This window comes from Haladaptatus rarus (assembly GCF_054177585.1).
Map to the genome: position 1 here is coordinate 167,092 of NZ_JBPEHG010000002.1, position 20,266 is coordinate 187,357.

18 protein-coding genes and 2 pseudogenes are annotated in these 20,266 nt (G+C 62.5%); 8 read left to right on the top strand and 12 right to left on the bottom strand.

Going from position 1 to position 20,266, the window contains the following annotated elements; all coding sequences use genetic code 11:
• Positions 1-75 precede the first annotated feature (75 nt).
• Positions 76-1,638 (bottom strand): thermosome subunit alpha, encoded by a 1,563-nt coding sequence (thsA, locus tag ACR3FE_RS05970; protein ID WP_458206723.1) that lies wholly within the window; start codon positions 1,636-1,638, stop codon positions 76-78.
• 167 nt (positions 1,639-1,805) lie between these two features.
• Here thsA and ACR3FE_RS05975 point away from each other — a divergent pair.
• Positions 1,806-2,630 (top strand): annotated as a pseudogene (locus ACR3FE_RS05975) (amidohydrolase family protein).
• Between the two features lie 245 nt (positions 2,631-2,875).
• Here ACR3FE_RS05975 and ACR3FE_RS05980 read toward each other — a convergent pair.
• Both ACR3FE_RS05980 and ACR3FE_RS05985 read right to left on the bottom strand, forming a co-directional pair.
• A complete protein-coding gene (locus ACR3FE_RS05980; RefSeq protein WP_458206173.1) occupies positions 2,876-3,787 on the bottom strand; it encodes a glycosyltransferase family 2 protein in 912 nt (303 codons plus the stop codon).
• Positions 3,788-3,843: 56 nt separating this feature from the next.
• Positions 3,844-4,551, bottom strand: a complete 708-nt coding sequence (locus tag ACR3FE_RS05985; RefSeq protein ID WP_458206174.1) for a class I SAM-dependent methyltransferase — start codon at positions 4,549-4,551, stop codon at positions 3,844-3,846.
• Between the two features lie 103 nt (positions 4,552-4,654).
• On the opposite strand from ACR3FE_RS05985, the gene ACR3FE_RS05990 reads away from it, so the two are divergent.
• Positions 4,655-4,825: a hypothetical protein gene (locus ACR3FE_RS05990; RefSeq protein ID WP_458206175.1), complete on the top strand. Its 171-nt coding sequence runs from the start codon at positions 4,655-4,657 to the stop codon at positions 4,823-4,825.
• Here the strand turns inward: ACR3FE_RS05990 and ACR3FE_RS05995 are convergent.
• Positions 4,822-5,220 carry a PPOX class F420-dependent oxidoreductase gene (locus tag ACR3FE_RS05995; RefSeq protein WP_458206176.1) on the bottom strand — a complete coding sequence of 133 codons (399 nt, stop codon included), beginning with the start codon at positions 5,218-5,220 and terminating at the stop codon, positions 4,822-4,824. The genes ACR3FE_RS05990 and ACR3FE_RS05995 overlap by 4 nt on opposite strands.
• 169 nt (positions 5,221-5,389) lie before the next feature.
• Here ACR3FE_RS05995 and ACR3FE_RS06000 point away from each other — a divergent pair, with 169 nt between their 5' ends.
• The 4 genes from ACR3FE_RS06000 to ACR3FE_RS06015 all read left to right on the top strand — a co-directional run bounded on the left by ACR3FE_RS06000 (position 5,390) and on the right by ACR3FE_RS06015 (position 7,881).
• Entirely contained in the window at positions 5,390-5,641 is a 252-nt protein-coding gene (locus ACR3FE_RS06000) for a MarR family transcriptional regulator (RefSeq protein ID WP_458206177.1), read from the top strand.
• Between the two features lie 67 nt (positions 5,642-5,708).
• Positions 5,709-6,473 carry an MBL fold metallo-hydrolase gene (locus tag ACR3FE_RS06005; RefSeq protein WP_458206178.1) on the top strand — a complete coding sequence of 255 codons (765 nt, stop codon included), beginning with the start codon at positions 5,709-5,711 and terminating at the stop codon, positions 6,471-6,473.
• A 48-nt stretch (positions 6,474-6,521) separates the two neighbouring features.
• A complete protein-coding gene (locus ACR3FE_RS06010) occupies positions 6,522-7,169 on the top strand; it encodes a YkgJ family cysteine cluster protein (RefSeq protein WP_458206179.1) in 648 nt (215 codons plus the stop codon).
• A 283-nt stretch (positions 7,170-7,452) separates the two neighbouring features.
• Positions 7,453-7,881, top strand: coding sequence for a TRAM domain-containing protein (locus tag ACR3FE_RS06015; RefSeq protein WP_458206180.1), 429 nt, complete (start codon positions 7,453-7,455; stop codon positions 7,879-7,881).
• 329 nt (positions 7,882-8,210) lie between these two features.
• Here ACR3FE_RS06015 and ACR3FE_RS06020 read toward each other — a convergent pair whose 3' ends face one another.
• Positions 8,211-9,938 (bottom strand): radical SAM protein, encoded by a 1,728-nt coding sequence (locus ACR3FE_RS06020; RefSeq protein WP_458206181.1) that lies wholly within the window; start codon positions 9,936-9,938, stop codon positions 8,211-8,213.
• A gap of 304 nt (positions 9,939-10,242) precedes the next feature.
• Between ACR3FE_RS06020 and ACR3FE_RS06025 the strand changes: the two genes are divergently transcribed.
• Together ACR3FE_RS06025 and ACR3FE_RS06030 are read left to right on the top strand one after the other, a co-directional pair.
• The gene (locus tag ACR3FE_RS06025) at positions 10,243-10,401 is read left to right on the top strand and encodes a DUF7559 family protein (protein ID WP_458206182.1); all 159 of its coding nucleotides are present in this window, start codon (positions 10,243-10,245) and stop codon (positions 10,399-10,401) included.
• A pseudogene (locus ACR3FE_RS06030) lies at positions 10,398-10,778 on the top strand (Hsp20/alpha crystallin family protein); the annotation flags it as partial. The gene ACR3FE_RS06025 and the pseudogene ACR3FE_RS06030, both read left to right, overlap by 4 nt.
• 51 nt (positions 10,779-10,829) lie before the next feature.
• On the opposite strand, the gene ACR3FE_RS06035 reads toward ACR3FE_RS06030, so the two are convergent.
• The 7 genes from ACR3FE_RS06035 to ACR3FE_RS06065 form a co-directional block, all read right to left on the bottom strand.
• Positions 10,830-12,005, bottom strand: coding sequence for an NAD(P)/FAD-dependent oxidoreductase (locus tag ACR3FE_RS06035; RefSeq protein WP_458206183.1), 1,176 nt, complete (start codon positions 12,003-12,005; stop codon positions 10,830-10,832).
• Positions 12,002-12,766: a creatininase family protein gene (locus ACR3FE_RS06040; protein ID WP_458206184.1), complete on the bottom strand. Its 765-nt coding sequence runs from the start codon at positions 12,764-12,766 to the stop codon at positions 12,002-12,004. Before ACR3FE_RS06040 ends, ACR3FE_RS06035 begins: the two co-directional genes overlap by 4 nt.
• Positions 12,767-12,839: 73 nt before the next feature.
• Positions 12,840-13,634 (bottom strand): DUF7388 family protein, encoded by a 795-nt coding sequence (locus tag ACR3FE_RS06045; protein WP_458206185.1) that lies wholly within the window; start codon positions 13,632-13,634, stop codon positions 12,840-12,842.
• A gap of 912 nt (positions 13,635-14,546) precedes the next feature.
• Positions 14,547-16,520 (bottom strand): acetate--CoA ligase, encoded by a 1,974-nt coding sequence (acs, locus tag ACR3FE_RS06050; protein ID WP_458206186.1) that lies wholly within the window; start codon positions 16,518-16,520, stop codon positions 14,547-14,549.
• Between the two features lie 109 nt (positions 16,521-16,629).
• Entirely contained in the window at positions 16,630-18,330 is a 1,701-nt protein-coding gene (locus tag ACR3FE_RS06055; RefSeq protein ID WP_458206187.1) for an acyl-CoA mutase large subunit family protein, read from the bottom strand.
• A 116-nt stretch (positions 18,331-18,446) separates the two neighbouring features.
• Positions 18,447-19,220 carry an ABC transporter permease gene (locus tag ACR3FE_RS06060; protein WP_458206188.1) on the bottom strand — a complete coding sequence of 258 codons (774 nt, stop codon included), beginning with the start codon at positions 19,218-19,220 and terminating at the stop codon, positions 18,447-18,449.
• Positions 19,220-20,233: an ABC transporter ATP-binding protein gene (locus tag ACR3FE_RS06065; protein ID WP_458206189.1), complete on the bottom strand. Its 1,014-nt coding sequence runs from the start codon at positions 20,231-20,233 to the stop codon at positions 19,220-19,222. The genes ACR3FE_RS06060 and ACR3FE_RS06065 overlap by 1 nt, the downstream gene beginning before the upstream one ends.
• Between the last annotated feature and the right edge of the window lie 33 nt (positions 20,234-20,266).

Sequence of the window (20,266 nt, forward strand, 5' to 3'; positions counted from 1 at the left end):
CGGAGGTTGACGTTCCGGATGGTTAGCGTTTGCTACTCGGATGTGAAAATCGGGAGAATGGGTGACTGCCGAAGTCTACTTCGCGGCGATGACGTCGTCGATGCGCGCGATCATCGTCGCGGCCTCGGTGGCGCTCTCGACGGCTTCACTCTTGACTTTGGCGGGGTCGATGACGCCTTCCTCGACGGGGTCTGCGATCTCACCGGTCTCGCCGGAGGAGATGATGCCTGCGCGGCCCGGCGTGTCGTCGTTGGCTGCGCGGAGGTCGACCAGCGCGTCGATGGAGTCCATGCCGGTGTTCTCCGCGAGCGTGCGGGGAAGCACTTCGATGGCGTCGGCGAAGGCTTCGACCGCGAGTTGCTGGCGACCCTCGATGCCTGCGGCGTCGTCGCGGACGCGGCCAGCGATGTTGATCTCGGTCGCGCCTGCTCCGGGGACGACGTTGCCGGTGTCGACGGCGGAGGAGACGACGTCGAGTGCGTCTTGGAGCGCGCGCTCCAGTTCGTCGACGACGTGTTCCGTGCCACCGCGGACGAAGACGGTGACGGACTTCGCGGCTGCACCGCCCTCGATGAATGCGAGGTCGTCGTCGCCGTACTTCTCGACGTAGACCTGGTCTGCGTGGCCGAGTTCGTCGTCGTCGATGTCGTCCGGTTTGCCCGTACGCTTGCCGCCCGTCGCCTGTGCGATGGCGGTCGTCAGGTCGTCGTCCACGTCCTCGAAGGCGAGGATGCCGTGGTCGGCGAGGTAGGACGCGGTACGGTCGTCGATGGAGGAGTGCGAGAAGACGACGTCGACACCTGCGTCGGCGATGGCGTCGGCGAGGTCACGGAGTTGCTTGTCTTCCGCGTCCATCGCGGCAGTGAGCTGGTCGACGTTGTCGACGGAGTACTCCGCGTCGATCTCCGTTTCGCGGACACTGAAGGTACCGTCGGTGGCGAGGATGGTCGCGTCCTCGACCGAGCGTGGCATGTTCTTGTGTGCGGGTTCGGTGTCGGTGACGATGCCTTCGATGAGTTCCGTCGCGCTGGAACTCGATCCGGTCTGCGTGTGGACGCGAACGTCGTCGCGCTCGACGCGGTCTTCACCTTCGACGTGGCGGATGGCTCCGACGACGACCTCGGCGAGTCGTTCGGTCGTCACGTCGCCGGTCCCTTTACCGGTCATGCTGGACTCGGCGACCTGTCGGAGAACTTCGTCGTCGATGTCCGCTTCGAGGGTAAGGTCGTCGATCGCTTCGACGGCGATGTCGCGGGCGCGGGCGTACCCTTCCACGATGGTCGTCGGGTGAACGTCCTGTTCGAGGAGGTTCTCCGCTTTGGCGAGGAGTTCACCGGCGAGCACCGAGGCCGTTGTCGTGCCGTCGCCGATCTCGTCTTCCTGCGTCTGTGCGACTTCGACGATCATCTGTGCGGCGGGGTGCTCGATGTCCATCGAGTTGAGGATGGTCGCCCCGTCGTTGGTGATGACGACATCGCCGTCGTCGGAGACGAGCATCTTGTCCATTCCACGCGGACCGAGCGTGGTACGTACCGCCTCACTTACCGCCTTTCCTGCGGTAATGTTGGAGGACTGAGCGTCTCGACCGTGTGTGCGCTCCGTCCCCTCGCTGAGGATGAACATCGGTCGTCCGCCCATGCGTCGCTGTCCGAAGCCTGATTCTGACATCAGTATAACGAATGATTGATATTCTATATAAAGATTTCTACTGCGGTCGCAGGGTGCCACGAAAACACATGTCCCGTGTCCACTTGCGAACCGCCGACCGATAGATTCTAAGTAGGTGACGTCCGAAGAATTGTGCGATGCTGGAACTGGAGCACCGCTTTCGCGTCGTGGACGTACACTCCCGCCTCCCCGTCGAAGAGTTCGTCACGGCGCGTGGACGGGCGATCTCGCCCGAGAAACTGGAGCGCGAGATGCACCAGGCGGGCGTCGTCACCACCGTCGTCTTCCCTGGCCCGCACGAGGGCGAAAGCTATCTGCGCGCGAACAACGCCGTCGCCCGGCGGAGCGTCGAACGTCCGTTCGTCGCGTTCGCGAGGATCAACGGCCCGCGTGATCCGACTGGAAGTGCCACGGCGCGACTTCGAAACTTCGGTGCGAGTCGCAAGGAGTGGCACACAGCGCCGGACGACATCGAACAGTACGCCTAAGACGATCGATTCCACGGATTCAAGATCGACCCGACGTGCGACGGCTTGCCGGACGACGACGTGCTCGACCAACTGGAGGACGTCGGCCTCCCTCTGATCGTCCACGCGGGTGAGGGGTTCCCACCCAGTACGGCGGCGGCAACACTGCTCGACCGGTCGTTCCCCGTCATCCTCTCGCATTTCGGTGGCTATCCACTGAACCGCGACCTGATGGACGAGGCCATCGATCTGCTGGATTCTCACGACGACTACTATCTGGACACGAGTTTCGTTCGCTATCGAGAGCAGATGGAACGCGCCATCATGGAACATCCCGACCGCGTGCTGTTCGGCAGTGGTGCTCCCAACGCCCATCCGAACGTCGCTGTGATGGAGGTCCTGACCCTCGACGTGCCGGAAGACGCCATGCGAAAGGTGTTCTCGAAGAATCCCTCGCGCGTCATCGGGGCGCTCGCCTCGGACAGCGAGACGTAACGACCGACTTCAGAGCGTTCGTGGTGGGAGGTGTTTGCGGTGTACCGACTACGACGGTTCGAGCCTCAGTACTCGATTTTCCACGCTCTCGGTGATTCTCGCCGCCACCGAATCCATTCACTTCGAAGACGATGACACCGTTTTCAGTTGCTAGATGACAAACTCACGCCAGTACATTTCAGTACAAATCAGTACAATCACGGAGCGACGCCCTCACCAGAACCGCTGTCGTCCCTCGAAATCCATCATTCCTCGTCGCGCCAGTCGTAGCGTTCCACGGCGCGGTCTGCCCGTGAGGATACGCCTGCCGGATTCCGAGCAACGCTCCGGTCGCGTACGCGAGCGAGCGCCCCGTCTCTGGTGCCGCTGGCGATGCCCTTGAATACGCGCTTTCCGCAACTCGCCCAGAAGGTGGGCTCGGCGTCGCCGGCCGCCACGTCGCGCCCGGCTTCGCGGGCGTCGGTGATGGCGTCGCGGAACGTCCGTCGGAAGACGGTCAGACGCGGGCCGTAGTTTTTGACCATCCGATAGGCGAGCGAGCGATATTTCACGTCCCACTCGCGTTCGATGCCCTCCTCGTCCGTCTCGTCGCGGCTCACGCTCACCGTCGGCTCCCACGTGACCGACCGCCCCTGGCCCGCGAGTCGGTGGGCGCAGTCGCGGGCACCACCGGTACGAAGGTTCTCGTCGAATCCATCGACGGCTTCGATGGCGTCGCGGGTGAACGCGACGTTCTGGCCCGAAAAGTAGGTCACGTCCCGTCCGGCGATGGTTCGCGACTCGACCGTCTGGGTCGTCATGCCCGCCCGCACTGCTTGATGAACCGGGCCAGTGACCACCTCGGCGTCGGTCGCCATCGCGGCCTCGATACCGTCGTACCACGACTCTTCGACCGCCACGTCGTGGCCGACGAATGCGATGACGTCGCCGGAGGCTTCCGCGATTCCGGCGTTCCGCGCGACGTTGAGGTTCCGATCCGAGACCTCGACCAGCGTACTCACGTCGTCGCGGTCACACACCATTCCCGTCGTTCCGTCCGCGGATGGCCCGTTGACCACCACCACCTCGGCGTCGGGCGCGTGACGCGCAAGTGCGTCGAGGCAGGTTTTCAGTGGCTCACGACCGTTGAGCGTCGGAACCACCACGGACAGGTTCATACCCGCCTTTCAGATACCGAGTACGTAAAAGCAATTCGGCACGCGTTCGTCGTCTGTCACTCGACGCGAGCGTTCCAGTAGGAGACGGACGCGAGATGGTCGCCGACGACCGTCTCGCCGATGGCGGTGTCCATCTCTCGAATGCGCTCCGCGACGGGGTCGGGGATCTTCCGATAGAAGCCGTAGGGGAGCACCCAGTCGTGTTCGGCACCGACCAGCGTGAGACCGGTTTCGGCGAGCAGTTTCTCCACGTCTTCGAGCGAGTAGAGCCGCGACCCCATCGGCAAGAGCCAGTTGTAGATGCTTCGCGTACTCGGCCCCGCGAACGTATCGAAGAACACCTGCTCTTTGGAGACGCGGCACATCTCGCTCAGGAACGACGCGGGGGTGTCTGCGAGATGGAAAAATCGCATGGCGAACACCGTATCGAAGTGGTCGTCGGGGAACGGAAGCCGGGCCGCGTCACCGCGCATGAACTCCAGGTGATCTGCGACGCCCGCATTCTTTGCTTTGTGGCGTCCCTGCTGGAGCATCGCTGCCGAGATGTCGAGACCGATGATGTCGGCCCCGCGCTCGGCAAGCATGACTGTAAACCGACCTGTTCCGCAGGCGATCTCGAGGACGCGCTTTCCCTCGACTGGCCCGATAGCGTCGAGAACAGCTTCTTTCTCGCGTCGGTCGATCAGCCGCCCGCCGCGGGAGAATCGTTTCTCTTCGTACTCCTCGGCCACCTCAGTCGCTTGGTACCACTCCTGCCCCTTCACACTTGGTTCATTGAGGAGTACTTCTTCCGGGGCATAAAACGATACTGGAACCGGACAGGCGAACGACTTTGGGTATGGGTAGCATAGAGACTGTCGGATTTCGATGCCAACCTGTACCCACTGTGGCGGCGAGTTCACCGCCGAAGACCTCGTCCGTCACGAGTACGAACGAACCGTCATCGTCCACTGTCCGGACTGTGACTGCGTCCTCGGGACGTACAACCGTCACAGTGAACCGCCGAAGACAGACAAACTAGCCGACCGAAATTCCTAGCCGTTCGTCACGACGCGGTCGGGTCGAATTCGGATGATGACTCGCTCGCCCTCCTCCTCGTCGAGGTTCGGATACTCGTCTTGGCCCATGTAGCGCCTCGTGAGTTCGTTGATATGCTCGACCGCACCGTCCTCGGTCACTTCGACGACCTCACCACGAGCCGAGACGTACCGATAGGGGTCGTCCGGGTCGAGGACGTCGATTCCGACCTTCGGGTTGCGCCGGACGTTCTTTTCCTTCTGGCGGCCTGTCGCGGTGTTGACGAGCAGATGGTCGTCTTCGTATCCGACCCATACTGGGGTTATCTGTGGCGTCCCGTCGGGCATGACGGTCGCGAAGTTCGCGAACGATTTTCGCTCGAACAGGTCGTGATACTTCTCTGGAATCCGTTCCATATTCTCCCTTCGACGGGAGGAGTGGTGTACCTTCTGCCCGACCGATTCCGACGTATCTCTCCCGATCTGTCACAATATTAAAGTGTGATATAAACACGATTAAGGTGTCCATATTGTATAGACGTGCCTATAGCCAAGTTTTACCATTGACGTCCGGGCCTGTGGTAGTATGAGTACGACCGCAAGAAAACCGGCGGGCGAGTTCCGCGAACGTCTCAGGGAACTCCCCCCGAGTGCGAAACTCGTCGCCAAGGTGTTGGAGACCGAAGAACCACTGACGCAGGGCCAACTCGCCGACGAGTCGCTCCTTCCCGACCGAACCGTCCGCTACGCGTTGACCCGCCTCGAAGAGCAAGACCTCGTCGTCTCGCGCCACAGCTTCCGCGACGCACGAAAGCAGGTCTACATCCTCAACGACTGAACTCCTTTCCCATCGTCCCGTTTTCCTTCGAACGATCTACAAACCAGATTGCGTGAGGACTTTCCCGATGGCCTTCGTCTCCCCGCCCATGAATCCCATCTCCGTTCCGACCGACACGCTCTCCCCACACGGCGCGACCAATGCCTACGTCGTCGATACCGTCCTGGTCGACCCAGCAGGGAGAACCGACGAACTCGACCGGGCAGTCGGTGGTGTCGAACACGTTCTCGTGACGCACACCCATCCAGACCACGTCGGCGGGGTCGCCCACTACGCAGACGCCTGTGACGCGACGGTCTGGGCACGCAAGGGACGCGAAGAACGTTTCACATCGATCACGGGAGTCGACCCCGACCGAACGTTCCGTGAGGGAACCACGGTCGGTCCGTTGACCGTCGTCGAAACGCCGGGTCACGCACCTGACCACGTGTCGCTTTCGACCGACGACGAGATCATCGCTGGCGACCTCGTGGTCGCAGAGGGGAGCGTCGTCGTCGCTGCTGGAGAGGGTGACCTGCGCGCCTACCTGACCTCGCTCCGGCGGCTGTACGCCCGGAATCCGGACACCCTCTATCCGGGACACGGGCCGGTCATCGACGACCCTCGGAAAACGATCCGTCGCGTCATCGACCACAGACTCGCCCGCGAGAAGCAGGTACGAGCCGCGGTACGAGGCGGTGCGAGCACGCTCGCCGAGATAACCGATGCGACTTACGAGAAGGATATCTCCTCCGTCAGGGAGTTCGCGGAGCGGACGGTGGCCGCCCATCTCGAAAAACTGGCGGTCGAGGGAGACGTGGAGTGGGACGGCGAGCGCGCAGTCCCACGATGAAGCACGCTGTCCCGCAATGACTTTCCCTGCCTGCGTGTACTCTCGTCTGTGGAGAGTCTGGAAGCCGAACTGGAGCGTGCGAGGTCTCTCGACGCGTCCGACCTCGCGGACGCTATCGAGGACATCGGATTTGAGTGTACGCGCTGTGGAGCCTGCTGTACGAGCGAGGCGGACGAGCCTCACACCGCCACGGTGTTCCCGGACGAGGTGCGCGATTTGCAGGCCGAAACGGACTACGATTTCCGAGACGTAGCGCGACCCATGCCCTACGGTCTGACCGATGGAGCGGGGCAGACGTTCGAGTGGGCGCTTCAGACCGACGACTGCGGTGATTGCCGATTCTACGAGGAGGATGCGGAGGGGATGGGTGCGTGTTCGGTACATCCCGACCGCCCCCTCATCTGCCAGACGTACCCCTTCAGTGTCGCATTCGGAGGGACGAGCCAACCGATGGGCGAGGCAGTCGACGAATCAGGCCTCGTTCGCGCCCACGAGTGCGAGGGATTGGGACGCGATATCGACCGCGAGCACGCCGAAAAACTGGCAGACGCCCTGAAAACCCGTGCGATCCGCGAACTCGAAGAGGCAATCGGGGTGCGGGAGAATTACGAATACGCCGACCCGGATCCAGGCGACATCGTCGTCTACGACTCCGAAGGCCCGAAGAACCCCGACGGAACTCCATACGAGAAGTGACAGCGAGAGCGATAGACAGGTGACACAACCACCAGTCGTCTGCTGGTGACATAACCGCTAGAGGCTAGCGTATTCACCGCGAGCGAAGGAGCGAAAGCGACGAGCGAGCGGGCCGACGACTGAACGGAGTGAGGGAGGAATGCTTTTGATCGACCTTTTGGCAGGGAGACGGCCAGCGGGCGCGTGCCGTTGCGCGCCCGCAGGCCCTCGACCGCAGCAAAAGGTCGTGTTCGATAATTCTTTAATGGTTGACTACTTGGTATCAACTGGAGGTCTACGACCCTTGGAAATCTCTGACAAGCTCCTGTGTCTGTTCAGCGCTGATGTTACTATGAAAGGCGACGACTACGTCGTCACCATCCCACAACGTGAAATCGACACGGGTTCGGTCGAACCGGGAGAAACCTACCGTGTTGCGCTCATCTCGCGCGAGACGGAAACTGAATCGGACGAAAGCCAGACGACGACAGCTACGCCCTCCGAAAACAACTCAACTACCGTCTCGTCGGAACCACAGCCACCCGTCGAAGCTGGTGAGATTCGCTACGTCGAAGTGGAGGATATCGGGAAGCAAGGCGACGGCATCGCTCGCGTCGAACGGGGGTACGTCATCATCGTCCCCGGTGCCGAGATCGGCGAGCGCGTGAAAGTCGAGATCACGGAAGTCAAGTCGAATTTCGCCGTCGGCGAGATCATCGACGAAGAGTTCTGAAACGAGCTTTTACGACGGTCGCGGGTTCTCGCTCGCGTGCGACGGCACGCGAGCGAGAACCGTCTCCCTGTAAAAGCTCGACCAAAAGCACTGCGTCACCCCCTCAGTCGCGTCTTCGACGCTCCTTCGGGGGTTCCTTGGCCCGGAAAATCTTCGATTTTCCGGCGGATAAGCTAGCTTCTAGCGGTTGCGTCACCAGGCGGTTCCGAGTGGTTGTGTCGCCAAGCGATTTCTGGCGGTTGTGTCACCTGCCTATCGCTCGCCACCGTGGAACACTCGCTTCGATCGGTTCGGCGGTGGTCGCTGGCAGATTCGTGATGATGTCGGTTTCAGTCCGCGCTTCCCGGCTTCTCTGCCGAGGCGAACTTGCTCAGGTCGACGTCCACCGTGTCGGCGAGGTCGTCGGGCGTCTCGTAGGGGCGGTTGACGATGACGTTTCCGGCGCGCTGCTTTCCTAACCCTGGAATTGCGGTGAGTTCGTCCATCGTCGCGCTGTTCACGTCGAGGGGGTAGGGTACTCCAGTCACGGAACGATAGCCGTGGTCGACCACCGCCACGTCGATGGTTCGATCGAGTTCGCGCTCGCCCGGGATCCCGACCAGCAGGGGATAGGTCCCGAGTTGTCGCCCGAAGGTTCGCCCATCTTTGTGATATTCGAGGTGGACGTTCGGCAGGACTGTTCCCGGCGATGCAACGCGCTGGAGCATCGGGTTGTCTATCTCCTCGCGCACCTCGCGCTTGTACCGCTTGAACAGCTTCTTGTGGTCGTGGGCGATGTCCGCACCCACCGACCCCATCTCGGTTCCGGAGAAGGCCATCACCTGCCGGATGTTCACCCGGCGGAGCATCAGCCCCTCGTCGTACACGCGTTGGAGGAACTCCCGGTTGTGGTCGAAGGTCTCCCGGCGCTCGCCTTTCAGCCCGTGGAGGAGGTTGATGCCGGGCAAGAGTTTCGGCAGTCGGGTGGCGGCGTCGGGGCCGTGGGTCGGCGCGTCCGCACGAGCCTCTCCGGGTCGCCATCCGGCCTCCTCGTTGACGATCTTCACGGCCTCGAAACACTCCTCGGCGGTGACGTTCAAGTTGTTCTCCTCCTGCACGACGGGGTCTGCTGATTCCAGCCCGAAGGCCGCCGTGTCGCCGGGCGTGTTGTGCTCGGCGATGACCCGGATACCCTCCCGCGCCAGTTCGGGCCACTCGACCACGGTGATGGGGTTCATGTTGTCGAGGTGGAGCGTCCCGAGGTCGGGTGCTACCTCGCGGATGCCGCCGTACAACTCCCGAAGGGCGTCTGGGTTCGGTTTCTCGCCGTCGCCACCGTAGGCGAGGATGTCTGCCTGTCGTCCCAGACGGAAGTGCCGGGCACCGCGGTCGTAGAGTCCCGACACTTCCGCGATGACGGATTCAGGTTGGCGGAACGAGGGGTTGCCGTACAGCGGTTCCGTGCAGAACGAACAGCGGTAGGGACAGCCCCGCGAGGTCTCCATCTCGCAGATGAGGTAGTCGGGATGGTTCGGGTGCTGTTCGACCACGAACGCGCCCGTCTCGGCCCAGCGGTCGATCTCCTCGTTGTCGCGCATCCGGTTGCCGAAGCCTTCCAGCCCACTCTCCACGAGGTCGAAGGCGGCAGCCTCCACGTCGCCCTTCGCCACGAAGTCGAAATCGAGGTCGTCGCGTGCCGTCTCGGTGCCGCCAGCGTTCTCGTCGCCGACGCCGAACTTGACGGGACCACCCATCAGACTCGTTCCGTCGGCAGTCCACGCCATCTTCCGCACTTCGTCGGGTTCGGCGGGGGTCCCGCCGACGTACTTTCCGGGGACGGTCATCCCACCGATGTAGATGAACAGGTCGGCGTCGGCCACGTCACCCCACTTCGCGTTATCCTCGCGCAGTTCATCGATGGTGTGGTAGGTGATCTGTCCTTCGGGTACCCCTGCGTCCACGAGTGCTCCGGCGGTGTAGCGCGGATACGTCGAGATGTACGGCGGCACGCCGAAGTGGGCCGGTTCGTCGACGTAGCCGTCTACGAGCGTCACGTCGAGGGTCGCGGGGTCGGTCATACACCGGGTTTGCCGCTCGATAGATAAAACGGTGACTACACTCTCTCGGCGGCGGGATGGCCTTTTGCGAGTCGCTGGTTTCGAGGTGATTGGATTGATGATAATGCGACTGCTTCGATGTCCTCGAAAGCCCCCCAGACGTTCGCAGTCGGGGGATTTCGAAGAACGCTTCTCGGCAATCGTACCAAAATCAAAGCGACGAAGGAGCCCTTCGAGGACGGCAACTCGGCAACTGGGAGTAACCAAAAAGGTGAATCCAGACGGAGTCCACGCGTTTATTTTCGTCCGTACCGTATCGTCGTCTATGCCCGCGACGCTTGAGGTGCGATGCACGGACGGCGATTGTGAACTGGACATGTTCGAGCTGCACTACACCTACGATATGCCCGACGAGGTCGGTGTGGGAGACTTCCAGTGTCCGTACTGTGGCGGAACCGACTGTCTCGAAGCGATCGAACTATGACATTCCGGAACCTCGGGCGCTCGACCGTGACGGCTGTCGCAGAGCGAGTTGGCCGTGCTGCGAGCAAGGTACAGGAATCCCGGCCTATCCCGTCCGACCTGCTCGAAAGCGAGGACGCCTACCTCGTGGTCTTCGACGCGGCGGGAGCGACGGGAAGCGACGTACAGGTTCGATTCTCGGAGGGTGCGGTGCTCGTCCGGATCGACCGCTTCCGAGAGTTTCACGAAGGATTCGAGATGGTGTTCCCCGGACGGGGGATGTCACTCGACGGTCGCGTCGAACTCCCGGAGGATGCTGCTGTCGACGCGAAGAGCGCGTCGGCCACACTGACCGATTCGGGGACGCTGGAGGTTCGTGTACCGAAGGCCGAAGCCGAAGCGTAGACGCAGCTCGTTTTTTGACTGGTCGAACGATAGTCGATCCGTAGTCTACTCCACGCCCATCCCTTCCACGATGTCGAACTCCTCGTCGCCGGTGAAGCGCGTCGGGTCGAACTCGGGGATTCCCCCTTCGCCGAGGACGTCCTCCGCGAGTGCTTCGGCGAGGGCGGGGACACGCATGAATCCGTGGCCCTGCCATCCCGCTGCGACGTAGAGTCCCGGACGAAGCTCACCGAGAAGGGGGTCGTAATCGGGGGTCGCGGTACAGAGTCCGGCCCACGCGCGTTCGACTGCTGGCCCGGAGTTCGGGCCGGAACTCGAATCGGAACTCGAATCGGCGTTTGGGCCGAGATCGAGGCGGTGAGCGAGGCGAGTTTGCATCGCGGTCTGGAACTCTCCGTCCCCGTCCTGCATCCACTCGTCCGGGTCGCTCTCGACCTCTTCGGTGCCATCCCCCGCGAGCAACCCCTCGGGATGCGGTCGCAGGTAGTAGCCCCCGGTCGCGTCGTACACCATCGGCACGTCTCCCTCGAACGCACAGGTGAGTGCCTGTACCCTGTATGGCTTGAGCGGAACGGAAACTCCGGCGTCCGCGAGCACGCGCTTCGTGTGCGCGCCCGCGGCGACGACCACGACGTCGAATCTCTCCTCGCTGTTTTCACCATCTTCACCATCTACGGTGTCTACGCGGGGTGGGGAGATTCGGACGCTGGCTTCGACACCCGTCCGAATCTCTGCACCCGCCTGTTCCGCCTCGTCGGCCATCGCCTTCGCGTAGCTTCCGGGGTCGGTTCGCCCCGCGTTCCGGGCGATGGCGGCGACACCCACGTCGTCCGTGTTCAGTGCCGGATAGCGGTCGGCGAGTTCCTCGTGGTCGAGCAACGATACGTCGCGCCCCTGTTCCTGCATCCGCGGCACCTGCTCGCGGATGGCTTCTGCACGCGTTTCGTCGCCCTCTCGAGCGAACCAGACGTAGGGCGTCTCGACGAACTCGAATCCGCCGGTTCCGGAGAACTCGCGGAATCGCTCGATCGCTCGGTCGCCGACGCGGGCGTCCTCGGGGGCGGCGAATGCGTCGTACAGCACGCCTGCGGCCCGGCCCGTACTCGCGTCTTCGTTCGGAATCTCGCCTTTCTCGAACAGCACCACGTCTTCGCCGCGAACCGCGAGGTCGTGGGCAACCGTCACGCCGAGAGCGCCACCGCCGACGATGGCGACGGTCATCGGTGTTCCTGTGGCCAGAGGGCTGCCATCTCCTGTTCCGCGAGCCACTCGACCAGCGCGCCGAGTTGTTCGCTCGACGCCGAGAGCAGTCGTTCGCCTGCTTCACGTGAGCCGTCGGTCGGTGTTCCGACGACACCACTGTCAGAGAAGTCGATGGTGTCGAAACCGACGTTCGCGCCGAACACGTCCGTTCCCCACGTGTCGTTCGCGCCCGCTTCCGCATCTGCGAGCGCGGCCTCGCGCACGAGGTCGTCTGCGATAGCGAGGATCATGCTCGTCTCGATCTCGTCTGCGTGCGTGATTCCGGTGCCGAACTCGTCGTCCAACACGTCACCGATACCGCCCCACCAGTTCCACGGGACGGCGAAGGCGATCTCCTCGCGGCGGACTCGGCGGGCGACGCGCTGGAGTGCGCCGCTGTTGCCGCCGTGGCCGTTCACGAAGACGACCCGCTGGACGCCGTGGCTGGCGATGCTGGCGACGATATCCGAGATGTAGTCTTCGAACGTCGCCGGGTCGGTCCAGAGCGTCCCGTCGAACTGCCGGTGGTGTTCGCTCACGCCGACCGGAATCGTCGGGAGACAGACCACGTTCTCGCGGTCGGTCACGCTGTGTGCGACAGCTTCGGCCGCCATGAAGTCGGTGCCGAGCGGGAGCGCCGGGCCGTGTTGTTCGACGCTTCCCGTCGGGAGGAGTGCGACATCGGTGTCGGCGAGGGCGTCGCGTGCCGTCGTCGTCGTGTGTTCTGCGAGGTGACTCATGAACTGGGGATTGCGTTCGCAGTATTTCAAACTGGGTATCGCGGCGAACGCGAGATGAACGAGAAACCGACGGTTAGTCGAGGAACGTTTCGACTCCCCGTGCGGGATACCCCACCACGTAATCCGCGCCAGCATCTTTCAGCGCCGCGACCTGCTCGCCGACCTGGTCTGCCGTGCCGACGAGCGTGAAATCACGGCTCGCCGACGAGAGCACGTCACGGGCGCGTCCCGTGGCGCGAGCGTCGGTCGTGGTTTCAGCATCCGGCGTGTTGGCCAGTGCTCGCGCGACCGGCTTGCGACGAGCGACGTATGCGCCGACTGCGTCGAGGATGGCGTCCTCGTCGTCGGTGAGAACGGTCGGCGCGTACACCGCGATGGTGTCTTCGAATCCGGCGGCCCGGAGCGCCCGCAGGTCACGGGCGGTCGAGCGCGAGAGGAGTTCGAACTGCGCCGCGCCCGTCGCTGCGGCGATCCGTTCGACGCCCTCGGTGCCGACCCACGCGTCGGACGTACGGTCGAGCGCCGCTCCGAAGCGCGGGGCGACCGCCCGCGATCGCTCGCGCTCGGAGAGATACGCGGGGTGTCCGGCGACGAGCACCTGCGCGACGTCGTCCGGGAGCTTCCGGTAGAGTGAGTCGTCGCCAAGGGGGTCGAAGCCATCCGCCCTGACGGGGACGGTCATCCGAACCTCCTTCTCGGCGGCGAGGTCGGCCACCGTTTCGGAATCCGGGAGATGTTCGCGCCCTTCGTAGTCGATCGTGATGGTATCGAAGGGAAGCTCCAGCGCGCGGCGGACGTCGCACTCTGCGGGCTTCAACGCGGCGGCGTCGAGCCCCGTGCGAGCGACTGCGTGGTTACTGGTCAACATTTGCATTCAACTCCCGTGGTTAGAACTGGTCGTCTACTGTTCGTGCGGAACGCGATCCATCGTCTGTGCGACCATGTGGTCTCCTGTACTGCGGTCGTGGTCAAAAGGGTGTCGGCGACGGCAACGATTCTACCGGCGACTGTGAGTTTGGCGAGATGATTCCTCTTTGTCGGTTTTAGATACTTATCGATGTTCTCGTCGTATCGGGTAACTCACCGTAGTATCGTTGTCCCAGAAAGCCCTCGGCCGCTACGCTCGCGCGACACGCGAGAGCTTCGCTCTCGCTGCCCTCCGCTCACATTCGTTCGCGGAGACCTCGCTGCGCTCCTCGTGCAGGCGCTTCGCGCCTTCCCTGCGGTGGTTACTTCGTCGTGCTTCGCGTACCGGCCTCGCCCTTTCATTCCGCCAGGAAACAGATTGAACGGGCTAACGCGTTTTCGTGTCAAACTGGTGTGGACGCTCGGTGGCTGATTAGCCATGCATGCGGTGGCGCGTGCGAGGAACGCGCGTGAAGGACGAGCGACCGTAGGGAGTGGGGAGGGTGGGGAGGACGAGGGCGTGGCGGTGCGGGGTGGGACTGAAAGGGGCCGGGCGTCTCGGCGAAGGACGGCGACGTAAGCACCGTAAGTCGACTGAGCGGAGCGAAGGAGATGAGGAGCGCAACGAGACGCCCGAGTCGAGCGACCGGGGGCTTTCGAGGACAATGCTACTGCAGCAACTCGTTCATCCCACAGAGAACAACTGAGACTTTTCGAGGACAAAGTCACCTCATTCGCATGTTGTACTAATTCCTACTGTTTTGTACTGAAATGTACTGCCCGAACTACTTGCTAGTCCACCGACCGTTCGCTATCGCTCAGCGTCCACGAACAGACGATCGAAAAAATCCACTGTCGAAACCGCCCGTCGTCGCTAGTCGCTGTTGACCTTCTGCTGGATGTCCTCCACCACGTCGGGGTTCCGGAGCGTCGAGGTGTCGCCGAGTTCCTCGTCGTTGGCGATATCTTCGAGCAACCGGCGCATGATCTTCCCGGAGCGCGTCTTCGGGAGTTCGGGGGTGAAGACGACCTCCTCGGGACGGGCGATCGGGCCGATCGCGCCCTCGACGCCCGCGACGATTCGCTCGCGCATCTCGTCGTCGCCCTCGTGGCCCTCCTCCGTGATGACGTAGGCGTAGACGGCCTCGCCTTTCACGTCGTGGTGGCCACCGACGACGGCGGCTTCCGCGACACCGTTCACGCCGACGATGGCGCTTTCGATCTCCATCGTCCCGAGGCGGTGCCCGGAGACGTTGATGACGTCGTCCACGCGTCCGAGGACGGTGATGTACCCGTCGTCGTCCAGTTTCGCACCGTCTTCGGGGAAGTACACCCATTCGTCGGCGTCGGGGTCGGAATACTCCTGCCAGTACTCGCTGATGTACCGGTCGTCGTTCTTGTAGACGGTTCGGAGCATGCCGGGCCACGGTTTCTGTACCGTGAGATAGCCCGCACGTCCCGCTTCGACCTCGTCACCTTTCGTGTCAACGACCTTGGCGTCGATGCCGGGGAGCGGCGGCCCCGCACTGCCGGGTTTCATCGTTCCGATGCCGGGGAGGGTCGTGATCATCATCCCGCCCGTCTCGGTCTGCCACCACGTATCCACGATGGGGCAGGACTCGTCGCCGATGTGTTTGTAGTACCACTTCCACGCTCGGGGATTGATGGGTTCGCCCACTGTTCCGAGCAGACGGAGACTGGAGAGGTCGTGCTGTTCCGGATACTGGCTTCCCCACTTCATGAACGCCCGGATGGCCGTCGGCGCGGTGTAGAAGATGTCCACGCCGTACTCTTCGACCAACTCCCAGAGTCGGTCTTTCTCCGGATAGTCCGGCGTCCCCTCGTACATCACGCTGGTCGTCCCGAGTGCGAGTGGCCCATAGACGATGTAGGAGTGACCCGTGATCCAACCGATGTCGGCGGCACACCAGTAGGTGTCGTCGGGTTCGATGTCGAGCACCGCCTGCGAGGTCCACGTCACGTAGGAGAGGTAGCCTCCGGTCGTGTGTTTGACCCCTTTCGGTTGGCCGGTCGTACCGGAGGTGTACATCAAAAAGAGCATGTCCTCGGCGTCTCGCTCGACCGGTTCGACCTCGGCACCCTCCTGTTCCGCGACGAGGTCGCCGTAATCGTGTTCGTTGTCGGCCATCGGGTGGTCGTACTCGTCTCCCAGTCGGTCGACGACCACGACACCGTTCACGTCGTGGTCGACCTGCGAGAGCCCTTTATCCGCTTTCTCCTTGTGCTGAAGTGGGTCTCCCCGCCGGTAGTAGCCGTCACAGGTGATGAGATACTCCGACGCGGCGCTCTCCATCCGGGTCGCCAGCGCGTCGGCGGAGAATCCAGCGAAGACGACGCTGTGCGGTGCGCCGATGCGCGCGCAGGCGAGCATGGCGATGGGGAGTTCCGGCACCATCGGCATGTACATCGTCACGACGTCGTCCTCGCCGACGCCCATCTCGCGGAGTGCTGCCGCAAATTCGTTGACCTCGCGGTGGAGTTCCTCGTAGGTGTAGGTTCGCGTGTCACCGAGTTCGCCGATCCACTCGATGGCGTCTTCGTCTCCTCGTTCGTCCAGATGTCGGTCGAGGCAGTTGTACGAAGCGTTGAGCGACCCGCCCGTGAACCACTCGTAGAACGGTGCGTCGCTATCGTCCAGTACGGTGTCGTACTCGTCGTACCAGTCGAGTAGCTCTGCGGCCTGCTCCCAACACTCCGGCCAGTTCTCCTCGAACTCCTCGTAGATTCCTTCGTCCGAGACGTTCGCCTGCTCGACGAACGATTCCGGTGGCTCGAACGATTCCGCCTCTTCGAGCCGAGCTTCGAGTTCCACGGTATCGTCTGGCATGTGTCCATGCTAGCGTGCTTTAAGGAGAAGCATAAAGATTTGCCACGACGGACGATGTATCCGGGAAAAAGGCAATCGAGCGAAGGTGTTCAGGTTGGTCTGAACGTGCTTAGGCCAGTCCGATCTTCTCTTGATACGAGCCGTGTTCCGCCTCGAACACCTGCATTATCTCGCCCATCGTCGCGTAGGCTTTCACTGCATCGACGATGGCAGCCATGACGTTCTCGTCCTCGTCGATTGCGGTTTGCAGGTCGTCGAGGGCGGCCTCGACAGCCTCGTCGTCGCGTTCTTCTTTGACCTCGGCGAGTCGGGCAAGTTGGCGTTCCTGGGTATCCTCGTCCACCTCGAGGATGTCGGGCCGAGTGTCTTCCTCGATCTCGTACTGGTTGACACCGACGACGACCTCCTCGCCGTCTTCGACGCGCTCTTGGTACTCGTAGGAAGCTTCCTGAATCTCGCGGTGGAAGTAGCCCCGGTCGATGCCCTCCAAAACGCCGTCTCGCACCGAGCCGTCGCCCATCTCCTTGATCTCCTCGATGTACGCCATCGTCTTCTCCTCGACCTCCTCGGTCAGCGATTCGACGGCGAAGCTCCCGCCGAGTGGGTCGATGATATCCGCCGCACCGCTCTCTTCCGCGATGATCTGCTGGGTGCGCAGGGCGACGCGAACCGCCTCCTCGCTCGGCAGCGCGAGTGCCTCGTCGAAGCTGTTCGTGTGGAGGCTCTGGGTGCCGCCGAGGACGCCTGCGAGCGCCTGGATCGTCACGCGGACGATGTTGTTGAGCGGTTGCTGGGCCGTGAGCGACTGCCCCGCAGTCTGCGTGTGGAACTTCAACTGCTTCGATTTCGGGTCTTCCGCACCGTACCACTCGTCCATCACGGTCGAGTAGATGCGCCGTGCCGCGCGGAATTTGGCGATCTCTTCGAACAGCGAGTTGTGCGAGTTGAAAAAGAAAGAGAGCTGTGGCGCGAAGGCGTCTACGTCCAGTCCGCGCTCCATCGCGTCCTCGACGTAGGCGAAACCGTCCGCGAGCGTGAACGCGAGTTCCTGTACCGCCGTCGAACCGGCCTCGCGGATGTGGTAGCCTGAGATGGAGATGGGTTTGATGTTCGGTGTCTCCTCGATGGCGAACTCCACCGTGTCGGTGACGACATCGAGCGACGGCTCTGGCGGGACGACCCACTCTTTCTGCGCGATGAACTCTTTCAGCATGTCGTTCTGGAAGGTGCCGCGAAGCTTCTCACGAGGCACTCCTCGATTGTCCGCCAGCGCGACGTACATGGCGAAGATGACCGGTGCGCTCGGATTGATCGTGAAACTGGTCGAGACCTCGTCCAGGTCGATTCCCTCGAAGAGGATCTCCATGTCGCGCAGGGTGTCTACGGCCACGCCCTCCCTGCCGACTTCCCCATCTGACAGTGGGTCGTCCGAATCCTTGCCCATCAGACTCGGCATGTCGAAGGCGGTCGAGAGACCGGTCTGGCCGTTCTCGATGAGGTAGTGGAATCGTTCGTTCGTCTCCTCTGCGGTTCCGAATCCGGCGAACTGGCGCATCGTCCACGTCCGACCGCGATACATCGTCGGGTAGACGCCGCGAGTGTACGGTTCCCCACCGGGGAAGCCGAGGTCGTCCTCGTAATCGATGTCGGCGACATCCGTCGGGTCGTACAGGTCGTCTACTTCCAGATTCGAGACGGTGGCGAAGCGATCCTTTCGCTCGCCGAACCGCTCCAAAACGGGCGAGAGGGTGTCGTCTTCCCACTCCTTTCGGGCCTGCTGGATCTCCTGCAGGTCGTCCTCGTCGTACATGTCCGTATTTTCTGCCGGACAATCCATTAAGGATTCGGTGAGCGTTTTTCGAGGAGTGATTGTGATTTCCCTTCGTCGGTCGAAAACCCAGGGCCGTCAGTAGCGGCCGAGCGCCGTCAGTAGTGGCCGAGGACGCCCTTCTGGCGCGCACGGCGCTGTGCCCGGTCGAAAAAGAGGTATCCAACTACGATGTAACCTGTCGCCGTGAGGAGCAGGATATCGAGACTCTCCGCCGGGAACTCCCAGAGGTGGACACCGTCCGACATCGCTCGCCGGAGGAGGTAACTCCCCTCCGAGAGCGGAAGCCACCGCAACGCCGGATACGCCTCGACCGGCGCGCTGATGAGGCCGATGAAGCCGAACTGGACGAGTTGGAAGGCGTTCTCGATGCGCTTGTACAGCAGTGCGAGGCCAGCGAAGACGAACCCGACGCCGACAGCGGAGGCGACGGCGAGGACGAGAAGTGGCCCGACCGTGAGCAGGTCGAGGGTCAGATTCGTCTGCGTCGTGAGCAACATCAACGCCAGCACGACGACACCCCACAGGAGGCTGAAGATGACGTTCACGACGACTTTCAGGCTCATGACGGTTCCGAAGCCGAGTGGCGACATGAACAACTGTTCGAGCGTTCCCCACTGCGCTTCACGGGTGATGTTCCACGAGAGTCCCGAGTAGGCCACGATGGCTGCGGTGAAGAGGAAGAACCCGACGATGATGCCATCTATCGAATCGGTGATCGCCGGGCCAGCGACCGCACGTCCACCGAAAAAGACGATGGCGAACAGAGCATAGATGGTCACCAACTGCGAGACAGTGTTCACCGGATACCGAACGAGCAGGACGGCCTTCTTCCGCAGGATTGCACGAAACAGGTTCAGACGTCCCTCCATCAGTGACCACCTTCGTTGGTGAGTTCGAGGAACACCGCTTCGAGATCTGGCTCCATCGCGTCCACACCATCGAGCGAACAGTCGGCAGCGTGGAGGGTGTCGAAGACATCGTAGAGTTCGTCGCTGTCAGCTAGTGCCACGTCGAATCGCTCGCGGTCACCGACACGCTCCCATTCGTCAGGGTCGAACCGCCGAGTCAGCCGTTCGCGTGTCGAGTCGGACACCGACCCATCGACCGTGATTCGGTAGGCCCGTGTCCGGAGCAACTCGATGAGGTTCCCGACCGAGTCGTCTGCGATTATCGTCCCCTCGTTCATGATGATGACGCGCTCACAGAGGTCTTCGACGACGTCCATGTCGTGACTGCTCAGGACGACTGTGATGGATTCCCGTTCGGCGAGTCGGCGGAGTTCGCGCCGGAGTTCGACCGAACTCTCCACGTCGAGGCCGAGCGTCGGTTCGTCTAGGAACACCACGTCGGTGCCGCGGGCGAGCGTACACGCCAGCGACATTTTCTGTTTCATCCCTCGCGAGAGGTCGTTGACGGTCTCGTCGGATTTATCCATCAGGCCGAAGGCGTCCAGCAACTCGTCGGCGCGGTTACGAACCGCCGAGGGTGACCGACCACCGAGTGCTGCGAAGAACGCGATATTCTCCCTGACGGTCAGTCGCCAGTAGACGTTACGTGCTCCCTCCAGCATCGCTCCGATGTGACGGTAGGCCTGCTTCGTGTCGGCGTGAACGTCGATACCGTTGACGGTCACTCGGCCTTCGGAGGGGATGACCAGGCCGAGGATCGACTTGATCGTCGTCGTCTTGCCTGCCCCGTTCGGGCCGAGCAAGCCGACCACAGTACCACGATCCACGTCGAATGAAACGCCGTCTACGGCGGTCACCGCGTCCGAACCCCTTCCATATCGCTTCTGTAGGTTGTCGACGCTGACGACGGTTTCACCCGTGCTTGTCGTCTCTTCGGTAATTTCCGAAGTCGGTCGACCGAGTTCAACGCTCATGGTCGTACCAATCGTGTAAGGATTATAATGGTT

Bases quoted from the DNA above. Each gene is read 5' to 3' on its own strand.
- ACR3FE_RS06065 (WP_458206189.1), bottom strand. From the start codon at position 20,233: ATGAGCGTTGAACTCGGTCGACCGACTTCGGAAATTACCGAAGAGACG.
- acs (WP_458206186.1), bottom strand. From the start codon at position 16,520: ATGCCAGACGATACCGTGGAACTCGAAGCTCGGCTCGAAGAGGCGGAA.
- ACR3FE_RS06040 (WP_458206184.1), bottom strand. From the start codon at position 12,766: ATGAGTCACCTCGCAGAACACACGACGACGACGGCACGCGACGCCCTC.
- ACR3FE_RS05990 (WP_458206175.1), top strand. From the start codon at position 4,655: ATGCCAACCTGTACCCACTGTGGCGGCGAGTTCACCGCCGAAGACCTC.
- ACR3FE_RS06045 (WP_458206185.1), bottom strand. From the start codon at position 13,634: ATGTTGACCAGTAACCACGCAGTCGCTCGCACGGGGCTCGACGCCGCC.
- ACR3FE_RS06005 (WP_458206178.1), top strand. From the start codon at position 5,709: ATGGCCTTCGTCTCCCCGCCCATGAATCCCATCTCCGTTCCGACCGAC.
- ACR3FE_RS05995 (WP_458206176.1), bottom strand. From the start codon at position 5,220: ATGGAACGGATTCCAGAGAAGTATCACGACCTGTTCGAGCGAAAATCG.
- ACR3FE_RS06020 (WP_458206181.1), bottom strand. From the start codon at position 9,938: ATGACCGACCCCGCGACCCTCGACGTGACGCTCGTAGACGGCTACGTC.
- ACR3FE_RS06035 (WP_458206183.1), bottom strand. From the start codon at position 12,005: ATGACCGTCGCCATCGTCGGCGGTGGCGCTCTCGGCGTGACGGTTGCC.
- ACR3FE_RS05980 (WP_458206173.1), bottom strand. From the start codon at position 3,787: ATGAACCTGTCCGTGGTGGTTCCGACGCTCAACGGTCGTGAGCCACTG.
- ACR3FE_RS06000 (WP_458206177.1), top strand. From the start codon at position 5,390: ATGAGTACGACCGCAAGAAAACCGGCGGGCGAGTTCCGCGAACGTCTC.
- ACR3FE_RS06055 (WP_458206187.1), bottom strand. From the start codon at position 18,330: ATGTACGACGAGGACGACCTGCAGGAGATCCAGCAGGCCCGAAAGGAG.
- ACR3FE_RS06025 (WP_458206182.1), top strand. From the start codon at position 10,243: ATGCCCGCGACGCTTGAGGTGCGATGCACGGACGGCGATTGTGAACTG.
- ACR3FE_RS06060 (WP_458206188.1), bottom strand. From the start codon at position 19,220: ATGGAGGGACGTCTGAACCTGTTTCGTGCAATCCTGCGGAAGAAGGCC.
- thsA (WP_458206723.1), bottom strand. From the start codon at position 1,638: ATGGGCGGACGACCGATGTTCATCCTCAGCGAGGGGACGGAGCGCACA.